At 34.1% G+C, this 23,849-nt stretch carries 20 protein-coding genes and 2 pseudogenes; 16 read left to right on the top strand and 6 right to left on the bottom strand.

What is annotated here, in order from left to right; genetic code table 11:
- Position 1 precedes the first annotated feature (1 nt).
- The 16 genes and pseudogenes from F0460_RS16470 (at position 2) to F0460_RS15285 (ending at position 17,397) form a co-directional block, all read left to right on the top strand.
- The gene (locus tag F0460_RS16470) at positions 2 to 124 is read left to right on the top strand and encodes a T9SS type A sorting domain-containing protein (protein WP_150014111.1); all 123 of its coding nucleotides are present in this window, start codon (positions 2 to 4) and stop codon (positions 122 to 124) included.
- 58 nt (positions 125 to 182) lie between these two features.
- Positions 183 to 4,664, top strand: a complete 4,482-nt coding sequence (locus F0460_RS15350) for an Ig-like domain-containing protein (RefSeq protein ID WP_150014821.1) — start codon at positions 183 to 185, stop codon at positions 4,662 to 4,664.
- A gap of 214 nt (positions 4,665 to 4,878) precedes the next feature.
- Positions 4,879 to 5,877 (top strand): pyruvate dehydrogenase (acetyl-transferring) E1 component subunit alpha, encoded by a 999-nt coding sequence (gene pdhA / locus F0460_RS15345; RefSeq protein ID WP_150014819.1) that lies wholly within the window; start codon positions 4,879 to 4,881, stop codon positions 5,875 to 5,877.
- A gap of 3 nt (positions 5,878 to 5,880) precedes the next feature.
- Positions 5,881 to 6,133 (top strand): annotated as a pseudogene (locus F0460_RS16465) (biotin/lipoyl-containing protein); the annotation flags it as partial.
- A 149-nt stretch (positions 6,134 to 6,282) separates the two neighbouring features.
- Positions 6,283 to 7,596 (top strand): annotated as a pseudogene (locus tag F0460_RS15340) (pyruvate dehydrogenase complex dihydrolipoamide acetyltransferase); the annotation flags it as partial.
- 81 nt (positions 7,597 to 7,677) lie between these two features.
- The gene (locus F0460_RS15335; RefSeq protein ID WP_150014815.1) at positions 7,678 to 8,652 is read left to right on the top strand and encodes a M28 family peptidase; all 975 of its coding nucleotides are present in this window, start codon (positions 7,678 to 7,680) and stop codon (positions 8,650 to 8,652) included.
- Positions 8,652 to 9,329, top strand: coding sequence for an SDR family NAD(P)-dependent oxidoreductase (locus F0460_RS15330; RefSeq protein ID WP_150014813.1), 678 nt, complete (start codon positions 8,652 to 8,654; stop codon positions 9,327 to 9,329). Before F0460_RS15335 ends, F0460_RS15330 begins: the two co-directional genes overlap by 1 nt.
- Complete coding sequence (locus F0460_RS15325) at positions 9,330 to 9,929, top strand: SprT-like domain-containing protein (protein WP_150014811.1); 600 nt, start codon at positions 9,330 to 9,332, stop codon at positions 9,927 to 9,929.
- A gap of 3 nt (positions 9,930 to 9,932) precedes the next feature.
- A complete protein-coding gene (locus tag F0460_RS15320; protein ID WP_150014809.1) occupies positions 9,933 to 11,003 on the top strand; it encodes a mannose-1-phosphate guanylyltransferase in 1,071 nt (356 codons plus the stop codon).
- Positions 11,004 to 11,354: 351 nt separating this feature from the next.
- Positions 11,355 to 12,863 (top strand): tetratricopeptide repeat protein, encoded by a 1,509-nt coding sequence (locus tag F0460_RS15315; protein WP_150014808.1) that lies wholly within the window; start codon positions 11,355 to 11,357, stop codon positions 12,861 to 12,863.
- 80 nt (positions 12,864 to 12,943) lie between these two features.
- Positions 12,944 to 13,519 (top strand): hypothetical protein, encoded by a 576-nt coding sequence (locus tag F0460_RS15310; RefSeq protein WP_150014807.1) that lies wholly within the window; start codon positions 12,944 to 12,946, stop codon positions 13,517 to 13,519.
- A 26-nt stretch (positions 13,520 to 13,545) separates the two neighbouring features.
- Positions 13,546 to 14,286 (top strand): hypothetical protein, encoded by a 741-nt coding sequence (locus tag F0460_RS15305; protein WP_150014805.1) that lies wholly within the window; start codon positions 13,546 to 13,548, stop codon positions 14,284 to 14,286.
- A gap of 3 nt (positions 14,287 to 14,289) precedes the next feature.
- Positions 14,290 to 14,976, top strand: coding sequence for a hypothetical protein (locus F0460_RS15300; protein WP_150014803.1), 687 nt, complete (start codon positions 14,290 to 14,292; stop codon positions 14,974 to 14,976).
- An 11-nt stretch (positions 14,977 to 14,987) separates the two neighbouring features.
- The gene (locus tag F0460_RS15295) at positions 14,988 to 15,770 is read left to right on the top strand and encodes a sensor histidine kinase (RefSeq protein ID WP_150014801.1); all 783 of its coding nucleotides are present in this window, start codon (positions 14,988 to 14,990) and stop codon (positions 15,768 to 15,770) included.
- A complete protein-coding gene (locus F0460_RS15290; RefSeq protein ID WP_150014799.1) occupies positions 15,736 to 16,413 on the top strand; it encodes a response regulator in 678 nt (225 codons plus the stop codon). Before F0460_RS15295 ends, F0460_RS15290 begins: the two co-directional genes overlap by 35 nt.
- Positions 16,414 to 16,698: 285 nt before the next feature.
- Positions 16,699 to 17,397 carry a helix-turn-helix transcriptional regulator gene (locus F0460_RS15285; RefSeq protein ID WP_150014797.1) on the top strand — a complete coding sequence of 233 codons (699 nt, stop codon included), beginning with the start codon at positions 16,699 to 16,701 and terminating at the stop codon, positions 17,395 to 17,397.
- 172 nt (positions 17,398 to 17,569) lie between these two features.
- Here the strand turns inward: F0460_RS15285 and F0460_RS15280 are convergent, their stop codons facing one another.
- The 6 genes from F0460_RS15280 to F0460_RS15255 form a co-directional block, all read right to left on the bottom strand.
- On the bottom strand, positions 17,570 to 19,060 hold the full coding sequence (locus F0460_RS15280) for a carboxypeptidase regulatory-like domain-containing protein (RefSeq protein ID WP_150014795.1): 1,491 nt from the start codon (positions 19,058 to 19,060) through the stop codon (positions 17,570 to 17,572).
- 19 nt (positions 19,061 to 19,079) lie between these two features.
- The gene (locus F0460_RS15275; RefSeq protein ID WP_150014793.1) at positions 19,080 to 20,450 is read right to left on the bottom strand and encodes a CsgG/HfaB family protein; all 1,371 of its coding nucleotides are present in this window, start codon (positions 20,448 to 20,450) and stop codon (positions 19,080 to 19,082) included.
- A gap of 18 nt (positions 20,451 to 20,468) precedes the next feature.
- Positions 20,469 to 20,864 carry a curli assembly protein CsgF gene (locus tag F0460_RS15270; RefSeq protein WP_150014791.1) on the bottom strand — a complete coding sequence of 132 codons (396 nt, stop codon included), beginning with the start codon at positions 20,862 to 20,864 and terminating at the stop codon, positions 20,469 to 20,471.
- A gap of 12 nt (positions 20,865 to 20,876) precedes the next feature.
- A complete protein-coding gene (locus tag F0460_RS15265; RefSeq protein ID WP_150014789.1) occupies positions 20,877 to 21,596 on the bottom strand; it encodes a CsgE family curli-type amyloid fiber assembly protein in 720 nt (239 codons plus the stop codon).
- The gene (locus tag F0460_RS15260; protein ID WP_150014787.1) at positions 21,596 to 21,994 is read right to left on the bottom strand and encodes a hypothetical protein; all 399 of its coding nucleotides are present in this window, start codon (positions 21,992 to 21,994) and stop codon (positions 21,596 to 21,598) included. The genes F0460_RS15265 and F0460_RS15260 overlap by 1 nt, the downstream gene beginning before the upstream one ends.
- Before the next feature lie 132 nt (positions 21,995 to 22,126).
- Complete coding sequence (locus F0460_RS15255; protein ID WP_150014785.1) at positions 22,127 to 23,659, bottom strand: hypothetical protein; 1,533 nt, start codon at positions 23,657 to 23,659, stop codon at positions 22,127 to 22,129.
- Between the last annotated feature and the right edge of the window lie 190 nt (positions 23,660 to 23,849).

The following is a 23,849-nucleotide window of genomic DNA, read 5'->3' as shown; positions in this document are numbered from 1 at the left end:
TATCAAACGCGATTTTGACAATCAAACTGTTCAGTTAGATTTTAGCAACTTAAGTGCAGGAACTTATATGCTGAATATTAAAACTAAAGAAAACAGCCAATTTGTGAAAATTGTGAAAAAATAGTTATAATTTAGCCAGGGGCATTATAGCCCTTGGTAATTTTATTATTAATATATATTTTATGAAGAAGTATTTAATAATTTTTATTTTGTTTCTACCTCTAATAAATTGGGGGCAAATAACAACCTATACAAATGATTGGGAGGGTGTAACAACTGTAGGTTGGACACAAATTGTAGGAACTTATAATGTTACAACGGTTTCCCCTTGTGGTGGAACAAATTCTATCAGAACAAGGTTACAGGGTAACGGTGCATTAGGCACATCTACACTACGCGGACCAAGTTTAGGTACCACAAATGGCGGTCTTATAACATTTACATATGACTATAAATGGTTGCGTAACAATGGAAATATAGCTGGGAACCCGCAAGGAGCACAAGCAAACAGTTTGGACTTAAGATGGCAGTGGAGTAGTACTCAAAGCGGACCTTGGTATACATTTGATACTGTAGATGTAACTAATCATACAGTTTCTACATCTTGTACTACTAGATCTGTAACTTTTACTGCTTACGCAAACAAACCTTTGTTTGTAAGAATTGTAACAACAAATAAAACAGCTACAGGTGATAATTATCTTTATTTAGATAATGTAAATGTATCAGAAGGTGCTGCGCCAAGTTGTAAAATGCCTACAGATATTAGAATAAGTAATAAAACAGCAACTACACTCGATGTTAACTGGCTTGCTCCTGCAGGACAAACAGCTACGGGATATGAATGGGAAGTAAGATCTTCAGGTGCACCAGGTTCTGGTACGACAGGACTTGCAGATGGTGATATAGCGTTAGGTACAGCAAATTTTGGTACAGCAAATACTTTAACACCAGAAACTATTTACAAAATTTATGTACGTGCAATATGTAGTCCTACAGAGGCAAGTCCTTGGATAGGTATCGAAGATATTACAATGTGTAATGCATTTACAATGGTAACTAATGACAGAAATGTTTGTGGTATTCAAGAAGTTGAATTAAACGTTACTGGCGCAGGAACTAAATTTTGGTTTGATGAAGATGATATATTAGTAGCACAAGGTGTTAATACATTTACTACACCTGAAATTACAGAATCTACAAAGTATACAGTATTCTCTGGGACTAATACAACTAGTACAACAGATGCTGAACTTGTTATTGGAACAGGTGTTGCAACAAATGGCGTGGCGGTTCCATTTACGGCCAATAAAGCTAATAAAATACAATATATTTATCAAGCAAGTGAACTAAAGGCAGCGGGCTTTAATAAAGGTGTAATTAGAAGTTTTGGTTTTAGAGCAGGAGCTTCAGCAGGAACATTGCAAAGAAATAATTTTGCAATTCATATGGGATTAACCCCTTTAGAAGAGTTTGGAGACACAAACTTTATACCTACAGCTCAATTACAAATGGTAAAAAATGCCGGGAATCAACTTTTAGTTAGTGATGCTGAAAACTGGTTTAAATTAGATACTCCTTTTATATGGGATGGGTATTCAAATATTGTAGTTCAGTTTACTTATAGTGATGTAGCTGGTTCTGGTTTTTCTACTACTAATGCGGTTAGTACAACCTTTGCTTCAGTAAATTCAAACAGAACTCTATATACAAGTAGTGCTTCTAATAATATTCTTCAGATGTATAATATAGGTACAGGAACAACGAATGCTATTCGTATGAACGGTTATTTTAAGATAATTGATGGATGTTTTGGAGAAATGCGCACTATTAATTTAACGTTTAAAGACGCTCCTCTATTAAACTTGTCAAGTGATATTGTTAATAACTGTGCTGGTAATCCTCTAACCAAACTTTATGTATTAACAGGAGTAAGTGATTATAATACTTACACTTGGACAACAATTGATCCAAATGATACAAATGATCCTGTAAATGATCCATTGCATCCAAATAATCCCGCAAATGCAATTGTAGGAGATCAGTATGTTGGTTGGACATTTAACACAACAACTAATATGACTTATGTTTTAAATGCTTCTAACACTACTGGAGAGATGTGTGTAATTAAAAAAACTATTACTGTAGAAAATAATCCTTCTCCACAAATGTTACAGCTACTAAACGATTATAAGTTATGTACTAATGATATTCAAGAATTAAAAGTTGATAATTTTGTTAATGAAACTCCTTATAGATATTTATTTAATGGAAATACTACAGGAGTAACATTAAGTGGTGGAGTTGCAGGAGATGCTATTGCAAATGAAACAACTTTGTTTTCCGAAGGAACAGGAAGTTTAAAAATGACTTATGCAGCACAAACTAATGCTACATTAAACTATGCTGCATCTATTAATATGTTTAATCTAAAGTCAATTGTTGTAGAATTTGATCATATAGCAGCGTTACAAGCTACAACACCTGCTGTTATGGATTATGGTTACTTAGAATACACAACTGATAATGGGACAACATGGAAACCATTTTTAGTTGCAGATTATACAGGTTTAGCAAATTCTAATTTGCCTAAACCAACTGGAAATCCAAGTATACAGGCAATGTTCTTTTCTAAAACTTCTTATGCTGACTGGAGTGGTATACAACAAACTACACCACCAGCAAATAATAGTGCTTGGAAATCTGAAAAATTTATTGTTCCAGCAGCAGATTTTACAGGATCAGGTACATTTAAGGTTCGTTTTAGAATTGGCGCCGATGGAAACACTCAGTTTCCTGGATGGTATATTGATAACGTGAAAATTACCCCTATAAGTAATTATCAGATTTCTTGGACACCAATTGCAAATTTATATTATGATCAAGCTGCTACTGTTCCATATGATGCTACAATTAATTCAGGTACATTGTATCTAAAAGGGACAACAAACAGTCTAAATGTTCCTTACAAAATAGAGGTTACTAATCAATATGGTTGTAAGGCAGAAAAGAATTTTACTGTTAGTGTTGGTTTAAAAGAAGCACCAACCGTTACTAATCTTGATAAGTGTGGTTCAATTGATGTTTCAACAACAAACTTTGGTAAGAATCCAAACGGGACTTTAATTTATTATGCTAGCCAGACTTCTAGTACCCCTATTACACAAATTACTACATCTGGAGTATATTATGTTGAACAAGAAATTTCTGGATGTAAATCAGCAAGAATTCCGTTCACGGTAATTATAAATCCTATCGCGCCGGTTCCTGTTGCATCTCCATCTCAAACTTTTTGTGGTTCAGCAACAGTTAATAATTTATCATATAATGTGGTTGCTGGGTTCCAAATCCAATGGTATTTAACAGCTACAACTGGAACTCCTTTGGCAAGTAATGCCCCTATAAATAATGGAACTTATTATGGTGAATTTACAAATGGTGTATGTACATCTGCGAGTAGAGTTGTTGTAAATGTAAGTGTCGGAGTAACACCAGCAGCAATTTCGTTAGCAAATGTTTATATATGTGGAACATCAACAATATCAGATATTAGTGTGTCTTCTACACCTGGGGCTATTGTAAATTGGTATCAAAATATAAATGATGTGACACCTTTATCAAGTACAACTGTTTTGACAACTGGTACGTACTACATAGCACAAAAAATGAATAACTGTGAGTCTTCAAGAACAGCAGTTACTGTTTCAACAGTGCAAAATTTAACAATGCCTACAGCGGCTACAGTTCAAACTTTTTGTGGTTCAGCAACTGTTGGTAGTTTAATGGCATCTGCTACCACTACTGGAGCAAATGTTTACTGGTATAATTTTAGTACTTCTGATACTCCTTTAGCAAATACCACTCCTTTAACAACGGGTACGTATTATGTTGGTCAGTCAATAGGGGATTGTGATTCTCCAAGAAAAACAGTTAGTGTGAAAATTTTAAGTGTAAATGCTCCTGTTATTAATCCATTAAATGTTTGTGGAGATGCAACAGTATCGTCATTACCTTTAAACCCTGTAGCAGGAACAAGTTATAAGGTTTATAATTCGGCTTTTGCTACAACAGATATGGGACAGAACGATGTTGTAAACACTGGTACTTATTATATTTCTGTAGTTGAAAATGGTTGTGAAACTGCAAGAGCTGCTGTGTATATAACAGTTAATGCAAGACCAAACTCCCCAACAGGAAACAGCAACCAAACAATTGTTGACTATGGTGAAGTTAAAAACTTGAAAGCAAATGAAACAAATGTAATTTGGTTTGCTTCTTACAACGATGCAGTAAATAATGTTAATCCATTACCTATTTATACTCCATTACAAGATGGTAAAACATATTATGGTGTACTTATTGGAACTGGAAATTGTGCTAGTTTACCAATGGCAGTAACAGTTAAGATTGCTTTAGGATTGAATGATTTAGATTTAGCTTCATTAAAGTATTATCCTAACCCGGTTGATTCTGAATTAACAGTTTCTTACAAAGAAGCAATTAAATTGATTGAAGTTTATGATATTTTAGGAAAACAAATCAAAACTCAAAAATTTGATGCAAACGATGTAAGACTTGATGTTTCTACATTATCAGCAGGAACTTACATGGTAAAAGTTCATACCAATGCAGGTTCACAATTCATAAAGATTATCAAGAAATAATTTTTAAATAAAACGAGAGGCTTTAAGCCTCTCGTTTTGTTTTTATGAAGAAGTTAAACTAAAATCCTACTTGGTAGGATTTTAGTTTTTTTATATAAATAACAAGCTTTAACTAAAAATAACTTATTTTATTTTCAGATATACGTTTGAAGTCTTATTTTTGCTTATTGCCAAATTAACTAATCATCAATTGGTAATTAATAGTATCCACATTATGAAAGAAATTACTAAAGAAGTATATTTAAAATGGTATGAAGACATGCAGTTCTGGCGCAAGTTCGAAGATAAACTAGCAGCTTTATACATTCAGCAGAAAGTGCGTGGTTTCCTACACTTATATAACGGACAGGAAGCAGTTTTAGCAGGTGCCTTGCACGCAATGGATCTGTCAAAAGATAAAATGATTACCGCTTACCGTAACCACGTGCAGCCAATTGGTATGGGGGTTGATCCTCGCCGGGTTATGGCTGAACTACTAGGAAAAGCAACAGGTACTTCTCAAGGTTTAGGTGGATCTATGCATATTTTTTCTAAAGAGCACGGTTTTTATGGTGGTCACGGAATTGTAGGTGCACAAATTCCTGTAGGTGCGGGTATGGCTTTTGCCGATAAATATTTGGAAACCGGTGGGGTATCGTTAACTTATTTTGGTGATGGTGCTGCACGTCAGGGATCTTTACACGAAGCCTTTAACATGGCAATGTTGTGGAAACTTCCAGTGGTATTCATTTGTGAAAACAACGGTTATGCAATGGGAACTTCGGTAGAACGTACGGCAAACCATACCGATATCTGGAAATTAGGTCTAGGTTACGAAATGCCTTCTTACGCAGTAGATGCTATGAATCCTGTGAAAGTTGCAGAAGCAATGTTCGATGCTATGGAAAGAGCTCGTAGAGGCGAAGGTCCAACATTCTTGGAAATGAAAACGTATCGTTACAGAGGTCACTCAATGTCTGATGCGCAACATTACCGTACAAAAGACGAAGTTGAAGAATACAGAAGGATAGATCCGATTACCCAGGTTTTAGATGTTATTAAAGAAAATAATTGGGCAACTGATGAAGAGATCGAAACAATAGATCAACGCGTTCGCGATTTGGTTTCAGAATGTGAGAAATTCGCAGAAGAATCTCCATATCCTGAAACAAACGTAATGTACGATGTAGTTTACGATCAAGAGAATTATCCGTTTATCCCTCATAAATTATAAAAAATGGCTGAAATTATTACAATGCCTCGTTTAAGCGATACCATGACAGAAGGTACCGTGGCATCTTGGTTAAAAAAAGTTGGAGATAAAATTTCTGAAGGTGATATTTTAGCAGAGATCGAAACTGATAAAGCTACAATGGAATTTGAATCGTTTCATTCTGGAACCCTTTTATATATTGGTGTTAAGGAAGGAGAAACAGCAAATGTTGACAGTGTTTTGGCAATTATCGGGAAAGAAGGTGAAGATTATAAGTCTTTATTAGAAGGATCTTCTTCTGAAGGAAAAAAAAATGAACCGGTCGATACTAAAGAAGAAAAACATACAGAATCTGATTCAAAAGCTGATACATCAGATAAAGAGGAAGTAAAAGAAGAAGAGCGATCAGAGGAAACTGCTTCAGAAATTCCTGATAATGTTAGTGTTGTAACCATGCCTCGTTTGAGTGATACGATGACAGAAGGAACAGTTGCTACATGGTTGAAAAAAGTTGGTGATGAAGTAAAAGAAGGCGATATTTTAGCTGAAATCGAAACAGATAAAGCTACAATGGAATTCGAATCTTTTTACGCGGGAACCTTGTTGCACATTGGTATTCAAGAAGGCGAATCGGCACCAGTTGATAGTGTTTTAGCTATTGTTGGTCCTGCTGGAACCGATGTTTCTAGTATTTTGTCTGGCGGATCTAAACCAAAAGCAAAAACCGAAGCTAAAAAAGAAGAAGTAGAAGAAGTATCAGAAGATAAATCAGATAGTAAAAAAGAATCAAACACAGAGAAAGAAACTTCTGCTAAAACAGAAAGTTCTTCATCTACAAATGATTCTAACAGAGTTTTTGCTTCACCTTTGGCTAAAAAAATTGCTCAAGATAAAGGCATCAATCTTTCAGATGTAAAGGGATCGGGTGAAAACGGACGCATCGTGAAAAACGATGTAGAGAACTTTACGCCATCTGCTAAAACTGCATCAGCAGAAACAAAATCAGAAGAGAAAGCTACGGTGTCAACTTCAGCTTCAAAAGCAGTTCCTACGGGAGAAGTTTTTGCAGAAGAAGTTAAAAACTCGCAAATGCGTAAAACCATTGCACGTCGTTTGGCTGAATCTAAATTTACGGCTCCGCATTACTATTTAACTATCGAAGTTAATATGGATAATGCAATGGAATCTCGTAAATTGATCAATTCATTGCCAGATACCAAAGTTTCGTTTAACGATATGGTTGTGAAAGCGTGTGCAATGGCGTTGAAAAAACATCCGCAGGTAAATTCACAATGGACAGAAGCTGCTACAATTATTAATCACCATGTAAATGTTGGTGTAGCTGTGGCTGTTGAAGACGGATTGGTTGTACCGGTTGTAAATCATACTGATTTATTGAGTTTAACCCAAATCGGAAGTTCAATTAAAGATTTGGCAGGCAAAGCACGTAGCAAAAAACTACAACCTAAAGAAATGGAAGGTTCAACCTTTACAGTTTCTAATTTAGGAATGTTTGGTATCGAAGAATTTACATCAATCATCAACCAGCCAAATTCTGCGATTTTATCGGTAGGTGCAATTATTGAAAAACCTGTTGTTAAAAACGGACAAATTGTGGTTGGAAATACCATGAAAGTTACCTTGGCATGCGACCACAGAACGGTTGATGGTGCTACAGGAGCAGAATTCTTACAAACGTTGAAACATTTTATAGAAAATCCGGTTACCATGCTGGCTTAATCCATAGAATATTATTTATATAAAACCCGTTTTGATTTGTCAGAACGGGTTTTTTTGTATTTTTGTTTAAAACGTAAAAAAATGAAAAAAATTCTTCTGTTTGCAGCTTTATCGTTGTCGTTAGTTGCTTGTAAATCTACTTCTACAAAAGATACTTCGGTAAAACAACAGGAAACTGTTTACGAGGTTAAAGAAACCAATGTTATTGAAACGTTGAAATATTTAACTTTAGATGAATTAGAAGGGCGTGATAGCGGAAGTAAAGGCATTGAAAAAGCTGCGATATACTTAGAAAATCAGTTTAAGCAACATAACATAAAGCCTTATTTCGATTCGTATCGCGATACACTTTCTAACTACAAAGAAACGTCGTACAACATTGTTGGTTTAATTGAAGGTACAGATCCAAAATTAAAAAATGAGTACATTATTCTAGGTGCACATTACGATCATATTGGTATTACACCAGAAGTAAAAGGTGATGATAAAATTAATAATGGAGCTAATGATAATGCTTCGGGAACAACCATTTTGTCTGAAATTGCTAAATATATTGCTACTTTCAAAAATAATAAGAGATCGGTTTTAGTGGTTTATTTTTCGGCAGAAGAAAGAGGATTATTAGGGTCACAACATTTGGCAGATAAGCTAAAAGCAAAAGGATTTAATTTGTATGCTATGTTGAATTTTGAAATGATGGGCGTGCCAATGACAGATAAAGATTTTGAATTATATATTACGGGTCCGCAAACTTCAAACATGTGGGATAAATTAAATGAATATGCTGGTGAAAAGTTGGTGGGTGTAATTCCAGAAGAGCGTCAGTACCAATTGTTCCGTGCGTCTGATAACTTTCCGTTTTATGTAGCGTTCAATGTACCATCGCAAACTGTTTGTTCGTTCGATTTTAAAAACTATGCGTATTATCACCAACCGCAAGATGAATTTCAGTTAATGGATACCAAGTTTATGACAAGCATTACTCAAAAAATGTTACCAGTTGTAACTAAAATGATCAATGCCGAAACACAAGAAATTCAACTTACAAAAAAATAATGAAAACCATAATAATCACTGGAACAAGCCGTGGAATAGGTGCAGAGTTAGTTAAACAATTCGCTGCCGAAGGTCATACGGTTATTTCGCTTTCACGAAACAGTAATCCTGAATTAGAAAATCTGCCAAATGTTTATTATAAATCGGTAGATTTAAGCAACGATGCTTCGGTAACTGAATTTGCATTTGCATTGAAAGATCAGTTTAAAAACATCGATATTTTAATTCACAATGCAGGTACAATCATTAACAAACCATTCGCCGAAATTTCATCTGCCGATTTTGAATATGTTTACAAAGTAAACGTTTTTGGTGTAGCAGCTTTATCAAAAGCGGTTTTACCTTTAATGGGTAACGGCAGCCATGTAGTTACTATCAGCAGTATGGGCGGTATTCAGGGCAGTTCTAAATTCCCTGGTTTAGCGGCGTATAGTTCAAGTAAAGGAGCTGTGATTACTTTGAGCGAATTATTGGCAGAAGAATACAAAGAACAAGGCGTTGCATTTAATGTTTTAGCATTGGGAGCGGTACAAACCGAGATGCTTCAAGAGGCATTTCCGGGTTATCAGGCTCCGATTTATCCAAACGAAATGGCGGTTTACATTAAAGATTTTGCCCTAAACGGGAATCGTTTCTTTAACGGAAAAGTTCTAGAAGTTTCATCAAGCACACCTTAATTGAAAAACGTTTTAGCTACATATTTACCCGAAAATTCGGTCGATGCAGTTTTTGAACTGATCAAAGCATACCACATTCATTTTAAAATTGTAAATGGACGCTTAACTCGTCATGGTGATTATCGAAAAAATCCCGACGGATCGCACCAAATTACGGTAAATGCCACGCTGAACAAATATCGATTTTTAATCACAACCATACACGAAATTGCACATTTGGTGGCTTTTCAAAAATACGGTCGTTTTATAAAACCACACGGTTTGGAATGGAAGCAAACCTTCCGATTATTGATGCTTCCTTTTATAAATCCGCAGGTTTTTCCGGCAGAAGTTGTTCCTTTTGTGGAAAATCATTTTAAAAATCCGTCGGCAAGCAGCGATACCGATGCTATTTTATCAATGCAACTTAAAAAATTCGATGCCCCTACAAACAAGGTTTTTGTTGATGAACTACCATTGGGAACCATTTTTAGAATTGAAAACGGACGTGTGTTTAAGAAAGGAAAACTTCGTGTTAAACTTTTTGAATGCACCGATATAAAAAATAACCAAGTATATTTGTTTAAACCTAATATGCAGGTAGAACTTTTGAATGCCTAACAGATGAATAAAAACTATTATGCAGTAATAATGGCAGGCGGCGTGGGATCGCGTTTTTGGCCTGTTAGCACACCCGAATTTCCTAAACAGTTTCACGATATGTTGGGAACGGGCGAAACCTTGGTTCAGAAAACCTTTACGCGATTAAGCCAGCTTATTCCTAAAGAAAATATTTTAATTTTAACGAACGATAAATACAGCGATATTCTAAAAGAACAATTGCCGATGATTACCAACGAGCAAATTGTTTTAGAACCCGATATGCGCAACACGGCTCCGTGTATTTTGTATGCGTCGATGAAAATTAAAAAGCAAAATCCGGATGCGGTAATGATTGTGGCTCCGTCTGATCATTGGATCGAAGACGAAGTACAGTTTGTATCGAATTTACAGCGTGCGTTTGACAGTTGTGAATCCGATAACGTATTAATGACTTTGGGGATTATCCCGACATTTCCAAATACTGGTTACGGATATATCGAATACAATAAATTAGATTCGCGCCAGATTAAAAAAGTAGTTCAGTTTCGAGAAAAACCAGATTATCAAACCGCAAAAACATTTATTCAGCGAAGAAATTTCCTTTGGAACTCCGGGATTTTCGTTTGGAATGTTCGATCTATTTTAGAAGCTTTTGAGAAATTTCAGCCCGAAATGTATCAGTTGTTTCAAGCAGGATATTCAACTTTCAATACTTCTGAAGAAAAACAGTTTATTACAGAAAATTACAGCAAAGCCGAAAATATTTCTATTGATTATGCCGTGATGGAAAAAGCAGATAATGTGTTTATTTTACCTGCTACTTTTGATTGGAACGATTTGGGAACTTGGGGATCTTTGTATGATAAACTGCCTAAGGATGAATGTGACAATGCCATGGTAAACGGAAATTTGTTTGTAGAAAACGCCACGAATAACATCATTCGTACAAATCCTAATAAATTGGTGGTTATTGGCGGTTTAGACGATTTTATTATTGTAGATAAAGACGACGTTTTATTGATTTATCCTAAAAAGAGAGAGCAGGAAATTAAACAAATCGTTGCAAAAATGAATGCTAAAAAGTCGGAATAAATTCCGGCTTTTTTTTGCGTAATATTACCTGAATGTTAGTTTTGAGTAAAATTACGTGTAAATAGTAAAAATAATTGTAGTAAATTTATTTAAAATACAATATTAGTGTATCACGGAAATGCTTTTAAAAAATAATTTTCTAAAACCTTATTTATTAAATAATTACAGCTGTAGTTTTTTAATAATTTTTTTTTTGCTTTTCTGCAACACCAGTGTTTCTGCTAATACCAATACTAAATTGATTAATAATTTTATTAATGAAAATAAGGAGATTTTAGAACCTGCTACCATTAATAAAAATTATCTACGTAAGGCAAAACGGTTAAAACACACGATAGTCAGGTTTTACAAGTGGTTAATAAGGTTTTACAAGCCGAAGCTTATTCCAAGAATTTTGATAACATAAATAGCGAAAGTATTTCGCTTTACCTGGAAGCATTAAGCGAAGCCGAAAAAATTAATGATGAAAATTTACTGGTTTATGTAAATACGCAGGTCGGTTTTTTTTACTATTCGTATAACGAATACATAAAAGCGATGCCGTTTTTTATAAAATCATCTAATTTGTTGGATAAAAATACAATTGACAATATTATTCAACCGGCAGATGTTTATAAAAAGAATGCTTATTTTTTTGGCAGTGTAAACGAGCATCAAAAAAGCATCGACTATCTTTTAAAAGCCTTAGCTTTTACACCATCAAACTCTAAACTTTACGCTACTTTTTTAAACAATATCGGGTCAAGCTACTATAAATTGGGAGCTGTTGAAAATGCCCGTAATTATTTTATAAAGTCAAGAGAAGTATCGTTAGAAAATAACGATAAAGTACGTTATGCAAAAACGTTGGGCGATTTGGCATTGATTCATTTCGATCAAAAAGAATATCAGAAAGCCATTTTGCTTTTACAGCAAGACATAGAAATATCGATACAAAACAATGCGGACCGAAATACCATGTACGCACAGATTTTATTGAGCAAGGTATATGTTGAAACAAACGAATTTGATAAAGCGAAACAAACGCTTGCATTAGCAAACGAGTATGTTTTAAGTAAGGATTACTTAAAAAGTCACGCTTATGAAATTGCACAAATTAATCTTTCAATTGCTTTAAAAACAAATGATACTGCTTTAGAACTTCAAGCGCGTCGAGCATTAGATGTGTTAGGAGCCGATATTGTTACAAAAGATGGTCAGGAAGCTATAAAATTGGTTGGTTGGGAAACTCAAAAAGAACAGTTTTACAGCAAGTTAGAAGCAGAAAAAGATAAAGTAGAAAAAGTGAATTTAAAACTTTGGATCGTTTTTGGAAGTGCACTGTTTTTTATTGTTTTTGTGTTTTTTATGGTTCGATCTATTCAGTTGCGTTTTAAAAATAAAGAGTCGTTATATCAGAAAAATATCCTGCAGTATAAGATCAATCAATTACAATCTGAAAGTAAATTGAACGAATACGATCTTACCTTGAAATCGTATCAAAGCTATTTGTCAGATCAAAACAAACAAATGGATCTTATAGAAAAAGAACTTGATAAACTAAATACCAATACCGTTAGTAAAGATCAGGCAAAAGTATTTTTACAGGAAATATTAGATCAGCAAAAAATGTCGGGAACCAACTGGCTGGCATTAAAAAATATATTTGTAAAAGAAGAAAATGACTACTATAATGCTTTGCTTGAAAACTTTCCTGATTTAAGCGAAATGAACTTTCGAATTGTAATTTTAAATAAAATGGATTTAAAACCTGCGGAAATAGCATTGGTTTTAAACATAAAAATCGACGTAGTGGATGATGCCTTGCAGCGCTTACGTAAAAAATTCAAAGGCATGTTTGATAAACATTCAATAAATTAGAAAATATTATTGTTTAAATTGTATTGATTAATATGATTTTATATTAGTTTTGTTAATAAAAACCTAAAAAACTACTAAAAATGGAAGAGATAATTACTTCTCTGCAAAATTGGGAAGCTGTTCGCACCAATCCTGATATATTAACGCAATTGTTTATGAACAAGTTGGGATTCGAACTTGACATGAATCTTTTTCCTCAAACAGTACCTTTGCATGCTTATGCTGGTATAAAAAATGGCGAGTTAGGATTTTATGTAATATCAGAAGCTAACGATGTAAATTCTGCACCAGAGGTTTTAAGTGCTAACTGCTATTGGTGTCCTTGCGTACATATGTTAGGCGGTGGGCAGGAAATCCCTGAAGAAGAGGCAGAAACGCGTGTGAATTATTGGAAAGAAACCTATCAAGATTGGATTCACGAAGTTGTTAACACACCTTTTGGTATGTACAAAACCTTTCACATACCCACCACAGATTTACAACCACAAAATTATGCTGCTTTATTTGCCTTAAAAGATGATATCATAACACCTGATGTTAAAGCTGCGGATTTAGTTTTAACAAATAATGTTGGGGTGTTTTATGATACTATTCGAAGACAACCCCCATACCCTCCAGCATCGGGTAATAACTATTATTTATTAAACTTAATCTAAATTAAATATTACCTAAAAATTTTGATATGAAAATTTTAAAATATTCTTTAATAATGCTATTGTTTACAATTTTTGGTTGCAACAGTGACCAAAGCAATCTAGATGTTGTTACAGAGGAAGAACATGTTACCACTTATCAAACAAATAGTGTTTCGGTTTATAACCTAGAAGAAATTTTAAACGGTATTCGCAAATGGGACAGCTTGCGCAACAGTCCAGATGTATTAGTACCGTTTTTTGAAAATTATAATGCTTTAAATATAGATATGACACAGTTTCCGCAAGGTAACGCACTGCATGCTTATGCTTGTGTTTTAAATGGAAAACTAAAATTTGCGATTATATCAGAAGTTTATGATCATGAAAGTTATCAGGCTAATATAGGTAACTATATTAAAGTGGTTGATTTGCATAATGTAGATATTGCTAATGTAACAAATCAAACGTATGAAAGTTATACATTCCCATTACCCACACAATACATTCAAGCTGCCGATGCTATAAACCGTATTCAAGATTGGAATGCCAATTATAATACGTGGTTAAATAGTGGTTTGCCGGTTTATCAGTCATTTAGAATACCCACATACAGTCTGCAAGCACAAAATTATACTGTTTATTTTGGATTAAAGGATAATACCGGAAATGCAAGTGTAAAATTGGCGGATTTAGTTTTTTATGATAATGTTGACTTGTTTTATGATAATGTACGGAGGAGACCGCCGTACCCAAGTGATGAAAAATATTATATTTTAGATTTAATTTAATTTATGGGAGACTATTATTTTTTGTATGATATACTTGCGTATGTAAATTCATTCTTTCTTATTATTTATAGTATAATAAGTATAGTTGTGTTTAAAAAAAGCAAGAAGAAGATATTTAAAATAATAGCTTTATATTTAATGTTCAGCTTTTTGTTCGATTTTTTGATAAATATCTTATTTTTTACACCGAAGATTGAAATTATTAGTGATACGCTTTTTCTTGATATTTTGTATCGCCTGGGTGAGTTACTAATTGTGGGTTATTTAATAAATAATTATTGGTTAAAAAGCAAAATGTTTTGGCTATTAATATGTGTAGCTGGTTTATTTTTAATTTATGACCTATTTACTTACAGAGAAAGAGGACTGTTAAACTATGTGGCTTATGCACAAATTACAGCAAATTTATTATTAATAGTATTAATAGTTACAAACCTTTTAAAACAGCTTAAAGATACAAAGCCATTTAGTGTAACTAATCAAATGGTTTGTATGGTATTTTTAGCTTATTTTTCTATACATTTAGTGTATACAGTTGTTCAAAATTTTATAATTAATCAATCTTTTACTAATAAAAGCTTTGTTGTATTTTATTCCAGTTATGCTATACTCCATATTTTATATTATTTTTCTTTAGCTTTTATAGTTTTTAAAAACAGTAAAAATTTATTTAAATTTTATAAAGTTTAATTTTCGTTTTTATGGAAAAATGGCAGGATTCTGAAACGCTACTTGTTTCTGTTGTTATCATTATTGGGGTAATGATACTGCTTGTAGGTACTTTGATAAGCGTTTTTTATATATCGTACAGAAAAGTTTTACGGTCTAAAGATGAAGAGATAAGAATAAAAATGGATTATCAGCGCTCTTTACTGCAAGTAAGTTTAGAAGCACAAGAAAACGAGCGTATTCGCATAGCTGCAGATTTACACGATAACATCATCAGTACGCTAACCGTTATACGGTTAAAAACCGCGATAGGATCCAACCAGCAAGAGTTAGATCATTTATTAGGAACAGCGATTGATGAATCACGAAGAATTTCGCATGAATTATCACCGCCTTTATACGAAGAAAAACCGTTAGAAAACATATTGTTAACCATTTTAAAAAGCTGGAAAAGCTTCTATCATATTGATCCAGATGTTGATGTTCGAACAGATCGACCTATAAATAAAACCATAAAATTGCAATTGGTACGTATTTTACAGGAATTGCTTAACAACATACACAAACATGCCCAAGCATCTCAAGTTAATTTAAAATTACGTATAACAGATAAATTTATAGTGTTATTAGTCATAGATAACGGAATTGGCTTTAACAGTTCAACAATAAAAAGTGGCATTGGTTTACAAAATATCGCCCTGCGGGCAGATAATTTAAATGCTAAATACAAATACAAAAGTTCAAAAGAAAAAGGAACCCGTTTTATTTTTTTTGTAAAGAATGGAAAAAATAAAATTAGCACTAGTAGACGATGATTACCTTATTGTAACATTGTTGAAGAGTTTTTTTAACCAGGATCAGTCAACACAGGTGGTATATGATACTACAGACGGTTACCAGTTATTCAATTATTTAGAAGAAAAAAATACCGAGCCGATAGACATTCTGCTGCTCGATTTAAAAATGAAAACAATAGATGGGCTAGAAGTACTTAAACACGTTAAAACAAATCATCCCGAATTAAAGGTTGTCGTTGTATCATCGCACTACCAGGATAATTCCATAGGATTTATGACTAAAGAAGGTGTTGCCGGCTTTTTACCCAAAGGGATGTCTCCTTTTGAACTGCTAGATATCGTTAAGCAGGTTCATAAAAATGGTTTTTATTTAAATAAAGATCAAATGGAAATTCTGCGCGAACAAATTTCGTCTAAAGTATCAAAACCAATGATCGATGAAGACGAATTGCTAACCGAACGCGAAAAGGAAATTATAAAACTACTGTGCCAGCAAAAAACAGCGAAAGAAATTGGCGAACATTTGTTTATAACCCAGCGTACTGTAGAAGGGCACAAGAACAATTTGTTTACAAAAATAGGCGTTCGCAACGTTGCCGGGCTCATTGTTTATGCACTTCAAAAACATATTGTAACGCTTGAAGAACTCTCGTTAAACTAACAAAATAATCAAAGCAGGTATTTTTACCTGTTTTTTTATTTCAGGTAATTTCTACCTTAACGTGTTGGCTTTTTTTTAACAATTTTGGTACTATACTTAAGGGGGCTTATAACAGAACTATCACAGAATATATCTTTCGCGCATTGCACAAAGTTGGGTTTAGAACAATTGATCTAAAGAATACCTGATAAACAGCATAGCGCACTTTATTTGGTTAGAAAAAATGGTTGTTGTAAGGTTTTTAAGTTAAAAACGCTTTTAACGCTTACCTAAAAACATAATAATATGAACGAAAAATTACAAGTGTATACAATAATCAACAATCCGATTTTTTCAGAGGGAATTGAGAATTTAATGCTTACAAAGATTTCTTCAGATGCAAAGATTGTTCGAAAGGAAAATTTACAGGACCTGATTAAAATAAAAACAGAAGTTAAAAATCAGTCGGAACTGTTAATATACGATGTGGTTAAATTCACAAATAAAGATTTTAACCATCTTTTACATTTAATGACGCTGAATGCCGATTTTAAAATTCTGATAATAACATCAAACATTAATATAAGCGATGTAAAGCTGCTGTTTGAAATTGGCGTTATGGGCGTGATTAACAACAATATTTTATCGGATCAGTTTATAGATTTTGTTGAAAAGATTTTAAAAGGAAACAAAGTTTTATCGCGCGAATATTGGAACTTAATAGTGGAATACTTTTTTCATTCGGTAGAAAATAACGATTTAGTTAAAGAAAAAACAACTGATTTGGAGCATGATGTTCTTTTGTATTCTGATTTAACGAACCGCGAAAAAGAAATACTGGGATATATTTGCGATGGTAAAAGTACCCGTGAAATTTCTGAAGATCTTTTTTTAAGTCTGCATACGGTTGAAACACATCGCCGCAAAATTTTAAATAAACTGGGCGTTAAAAATACGGCATCTATGGTAAAGGTTGCAATTAAAAGTAATTTATACGCATTGTAAACATACACACAACACTTAACTAAATTAATAAACCGCTATGAAAATAGCGGTTTATTTTGTGCTTATTTGTAAAGTTTAATTTTACCAAATAGATTCATAGACATATATTAATCTTCGATAAAACAAGCATATTAAACTATGTTTCTATGTGGTTAAAAATTATAAGAGCTTGTTATTTAAAATCGACCATTTCTGCGTTTGATATAATCAAATCACGAACATCATCATCATTCAAATTAATTTTATAGATATTCTTTTGCGAAATCATATCGTTAGATGTGCTTGTGAAAATAATCTCTGAACTGTTAGGGGAAAACATCGGATCGATATCAATCGTACCCATAGGTTTTAAACTTACAAACGAAATGTCTTTGTGCGTGTTGCTGTTAAAATCGTACACAAAAATGCGCGTGTCTAATTGGCGGTATTGCCAGTCTTCGTTGCCAGAAATATCGTGTGTGTAAAGCAGTTTTGTTCCGGTAGCATCAAAATCTAATCCGCCAACAGCACCCGTAACATTTTGCAAAATGGTTTGCAGCACATTCCCGTTAGTATCTAAAATAATTATTTTTGCCTGATAACCATTGATGTTATTTGTGGTAATGGCAATTTTAGATCCATCGTTACTCCATGCACATTTCGATATAAAATGACCATCTGCGGTTTGATATATCTGTGTTTGTCCCGTTCCGTTGCTGTTAATTTTATACAACTTATCAAAACTCGGGAAAATAAACTCGCTACCATCAAGTTTCCATGCGTATGATAATTGGTCGCTACGGAATCCGTTCACAGGTGTCTGACTGATTTTTACTTCGTTCTGACCATCTAAATCTGATGTAAAAAGATGCGTTTGTCCGCTGTACGTTTGCAAATAAGCCAGTTTGTTCGCCGTATTGTTTTTGCGCGGTCGCCAGGTAGAACTGCTTAACGACGTTATAGTTATAAATTCGGTTAAATTGGTAGCCATAATGTTGTAGCTGCCCAAACCTTTTCGAACAAAATGATAACGGTATTCCGGATTCTGACGAACAGTAAACTGAAAAGCTTCACTGTAAACATCGTCGTTAATACTGTCTGATGCTACAATTTGCCAGGTGTAGGTTGTTCCGAAATCCAAATCTGTCATGGTAATTTTTTTGGTTTTCAGGTTCGGAATTTCCACACGGTTATTGGTACGGTTGTTTGTAAAAATCAACTTGTACATAAGCGTATCTTTATCAGGATCGGTACAATCCCATTCCAATTCTACATTGTTGGTTAAATTGGTTGACAAATTGTTAGGTGCAATAAGGGTAGGAACGGTTGGTGGTGAATTCAACGATTCATCGGTAACCATTTCAAAAACAATCTGCACTTTTTGCTCGTATTCAATAATGCTTACTGCCTGATATTCGGTAACGTATCCTTTCAATTCTGCACGAACAGAAAAATCGCCCATTGGCATGCTTCCTAAAATTTCAAAATTACCTTTCTCGTCAGTAAAAACCGTTGTAGTTGCAGGTGTAGTTGTGATTTTAACGTTTGCCAGTGGTTCGTTCGAAGCTTCTAAACGCACGCTTCCGGTTAGTGTTCCTTTTGCGTTTCCGTCTACAGTATCTTCGCTACAGCTTACAAAAGCAAGTGAAAGCAAGGTTAGTATAAAAAAGTATATTGATTTCATGTGTTAAGATATATTGTTGTTATTTTCCCAGATAAACCTGTAAGCCAATGCCGTATTGTAAAAAATGATCGTCTCTCTTGCCCGATACCATATTGTCCCAATCATCGTTAAAGCCCATGTGGTATTTTGCAAAACCTCTGATACCTACATTTTTGGCAACTAAAAGTTCTAATCCTGCACCAACTTGAGTTTTAAACTGAAGTTTTTTATCGGGTGTTTTAATATCTTTTATTGAACCGATACCTGCAGAAAAATAAGGAGTGAAGTTATTAAACGGTAGCATTAGATATTCCATATCAACTTCTGCTGAAGTAAATTGCGATTTAAAGTATTTTGGAGATCCCAGATTTTGATATCCGTAAGATAAACTCAAATTAAAATAATCAGAAAACAAATATTTAAAGTTACCGGTTGCACCTAATTCTTTTGTGATATCCGGATAATCGCCTCTTAAAGAATTCAATGTTACAGAACCACCTAATGAGAAAGTAGATCTACGATCTTTATCCCAAACACCTTTTCCGGCAACACGTTTATTGCTTTCAACAATTTCCTGATTGTATTCGTTAATCAACAAATCGGCTTTAGATTTATCTTCGTTTTTGGTGTTCCAAACATTGTCTTTAATTCCTTCTAAAACCAATAAATATACGGCTTTGTTAATAGCTTCGGTAACTGCCATTTGCACCGGTTCGTTGTTGGTAATACCAACTTCGACTTCCATTAATCGTTCAACATCAACATATCTGAACATGCTGGCGTTTATAGATTGCGAAAGTATGGTTTTAGATGTGTAAACCGTTTTTAAGATCTTGCCCGAATTGGTAGAAACCGCGCGTAAATAGACCGTAATACGATCTTGTCTGTACTCACTAGATCCACCAATACCAAAATATCGAGCACCGGCACCGCCTGTAAGTATGTTTGTATCGTACGAAATTACACCACCTTCTAACAAAATACCTGCAAAAAGCAACGGTGGAAGATTGTCTGCGCCCTGACCGTTGGAATATTCCTGACGAGTGGTTCTGATAATTTGTCGTTCGTTCAATAAATTTCCAATATTTTCACGTTCGATAGGAGAGAACCATTTACTGTCTTCTAACGATTTTATCAAAATAGTGGTTAAACCCTGTGGTACTGCGGTACTCCAGTTGGCACCCATGTTTGATGCTTTGTACTGTCCGGTTTGATCTCTGAACTTGTAAACCCCCACCACAATAGGATCTTGCGGAGCGGGTAGTTTTTTAAAATCTTTTTCAGACGCTGTTATTTCTCCAATCACAGAATGTTCTTCTATTCCGGTAGGTGGATTAAAAAACACGCCGCAACTTTGAAGCGATACCAAAGAAATTAAAACAAGCAGACTGTTTATTTTAGATAGTTTCATGTTTTGTTGTGTGCTTGTTTATAAGATAATTTCGGTTGTTTCGCCTGTTTTGTTATCAATAATTCTAATTACGGTTCCTGTTCTAGTTTCGTCTATAGAAATTATTAAATCTCCAATTTCAAAAGTACCTTCTTCTAGATTTTCCAGTTTATCGCTGTCTTCGAACAAACCTCGTGAAAGTTGCGATAAAATCTGTCTTTTTACGGTTTCAGAAAAATTGTCTAACAAACTGCTGTTTGACGAGTTTTTATTGTCATCGAATTTATTCTGCGCATTTGCCGATGCTAATAAACCACTGTAGTTAAGCGGGTTTCCGCCAAAGTTTGGGTTTACAGGTGTATATACCAATTGCTGTGCAATACCAGTTGTGCCGGCAAAAAGTAGTATAAGTATGGTTGGTATAATAGTTTTCATTTTTGTAGCTGTTTAGTAAGTGAACTCATTTTTCAATTTTCCCCTGTGATTTGCGTAACTAATTAATCTTTGAAAGGTAGTAGCAACCTGCTCTTTGATAAACTCTTCGTCGGGATTTGTAAAAAATTCAAGGATGAGGTCTTGATCTACCTTAACCTGCATAATGCTTGATAAGCCTCTGTGGGGTAATTCGGTAATGTTTATTATAAAATCGAATTTTGTTGGATATTGGTTGTAGGTTGAGTAAAAAAGATCGTAATAATCTCTGCCCATTTTGGTTTTAGAATCATCTACAACAATTCCTTTCATAATGCTTAAAGAAGATTCTTTAATTGGTCTTAATTCTTTAGTTGTAATTTGAATGGAATCTTTTGTGATTAATCGGTTTTCAACTTCATCGCGAATAAATAAAATTGCTGTTACTTTTTGTTTTGATGTTTGGTTAATGGTTGTGGTTGATAAACTTTCAATTTGGTTTGGCTCTAACGTAAATTTCCCTTTTTGCTGACTTACCGATAAGTTTTTGTTGGCATCGGTTTTTTTAACAAGCAGCAAATAATCCAGTTCATAATGATAAACTCCATTGTTTTGAACGGTTGGATGAAAGGTTAAGGTATTTTCTGATTGAACCACCTCAATTTTTGCCACAATTAAGCTATCTCTGTTTTCCTGAGCCACAGAAACAATAGATAAAAAGCTGAAAAACAATAAAAGGGCAGTAAACTTGTTCATTAGTAATTTCTTATAATTACGCTACGGTCATTTCCCTGCACATTAATAGACATGTTTTCCATAATGCTGTTATTGCCGTAAATTTCAATGTAATTGTTAGCGCCTTCCATATTTATGTTCATGTTAGAAGGTTCTAATTTCGATGTTTCGGTATAATACAAAAGCTGATGATCGCCAGTTTGATTTACCTGCATTTGCTGTGCTTCAATAGTAACCTCGTTGTAATTTCCGGTTTGTACTATGTATGTACCTTGTGTATTGTTTAATGCGTTAAGCATTAAAGTTTCAGGGTGTACTTTTTGCAATTCTTTGTTATTAGTTAAAGAATTATTTGCTTGTTGTGCACTTACAGTCAGTGTTCCTAAAAGTGCTAAAATGGTTGATAGTATATTTTTCATGATATATTAATTAGATAGATTTTATATACTACTTTGAATTAAAAAAAACTGTCTTAATAAAAATCATAATATTTTAGAAATTTATTAAGAACAGCTTTTTTAACAATCTAACTAATATCTTTTAAAATGATATTAGTTAGATTGTGTAATAGTCATAACATTTCCAGAACCAGTTTGCATACCTGTGTGCATGTGGTTACCACCAGTTTGCGAAATTGTTGCCATGTGGTCTGATCCCATTTGTGTGCTTGTAGCCATGTTCATGTCACCACTTTGCATTAAATCGATCATATTGTTTGAACCCCAAGATTGTGATGCAGTACCAGTATTGCTGTTACCAGTTTGAGAGATAAAGATATCATTTGAACTTGCAAATAAAGTTTGCGAAGCAGTTGCTGTATTAGAATCACCTATTTGAGAGATGTTAGACATATTAAAGTTGCCCACAGTTTGCGTAATAGTAGCTGTGTTTAAATTACCTTCTTGTAAAGCAATAGCATCATTGTCAGATCCTGCAGTAGTGCTAATAGTAGCAGTATTACCATTACCAATTTGATCTACATCTGCAAAGTTTCTGTTACCTAAAGATTGTGTAATTGCTACAGTATTATCACTTCCAAATTGAACAATACCTGCCTCGTTGTTGTTACCTAAAGATTGTAATACAGTTACATCATTGTTGCTTCCTGTTGTTGCACCACCTGGTCCAGTGTGACGTACATTTGCACTATTGTTGTTACCAAATAACTGGTTAATTGTAGTGCTGTTGTTAGTACCTCTTGCATATTCTTTAGCGTAGTTGTCATTACCTCTTTGGTTAATTTCAACAGTATTTGTACCAAATTGGTAAGAATCAACTTCGTTTCCGTTACCTCTTTGTATTACGTCTGCAGTGTTTGTAGAGTTTTGAACAATTTTTGTTTCGTTCTCATTACCTCTTTGTAATACATCAGAACTGTTTCCGCCAGTACCAACTTGAAGTACAGATAATGTGTTGTCGTTACCATCTTGCTCTGCAACAGAGATGTTGTTGTCTAAAGGTCTATAACCATCAGATTGAGTAATTGTAGCGTTATTTCCGTTACCGTCTTGCAATAAGTCAGAACTATTTCCTACTCCACCTTGCGTTACTATAGCATCATTTCCAGATCCGTCTTGCATAACTTCAGACCAGTTTTCACCAGTTTGAGAGATTGTAGCCACGTTTGTGTTACCTTGTTGAGTTAATGTAGAATCGTTATTTCCAGACTGAGTAGTTGTAGCATTATTCCCATTTCCATCTTGCATTACACTGCTCATGTTTCCATTTCCGCTTTGTGATGTTAATGCAATGTTATTGTCACCCTCTTGCGTAAGAGTGCTTTTTTGGTTTATACCAGATTGAGAAACAGATGCCCAGTTTTCGTCACCATCTTGATTAATTGTGCTTTCACTTCCTGAGTTTGTTTGCGAAGTAATAGCATCATTATCTGCTCCTACTTGATCAACCGTAGAAGTATGATCACTACCTGACTGATTTAAAAGATTGTTGTTTGCACTACCATCTTGGTTAGTAGTTGCTTCATGACCTGTTCCACTCTGAGTAGAACTATCAACGTTTGTTTGTGCCATTGCCGAAGCTGTTGCAAAGAATGCTACTGCTGCACTTAGTACTAATTTTTTCATGATGTAAATAATTAAATGTTGTTATCCAAATTTAGAGTGTTTAACAAGGGCAATCAATCGCTGATTATATCCATTTTAGTAAAATACTCATAAACCGTGATAAGGGGGGGTAAAGTCTAATAAAATCAACTGAAGGCGTTTTTTTAGAATATTGTATAGAACAAATTCTACAAATTCTACAGAAAAAGTA

Source organism: Paenimyroides baculatum, from assembly GCF_008629655.1.
GTDB lineage: Bacteria > Bacteroidota > Bacteroidia > Flavobacteriales > Flavobacteriaceae > Flavobacterium > Flavobacterium baculatum.
Note: the sequence above shows the minus strand (reverse complement) of the source record. Positions and strands in the feature narration are given on the sequence as shown.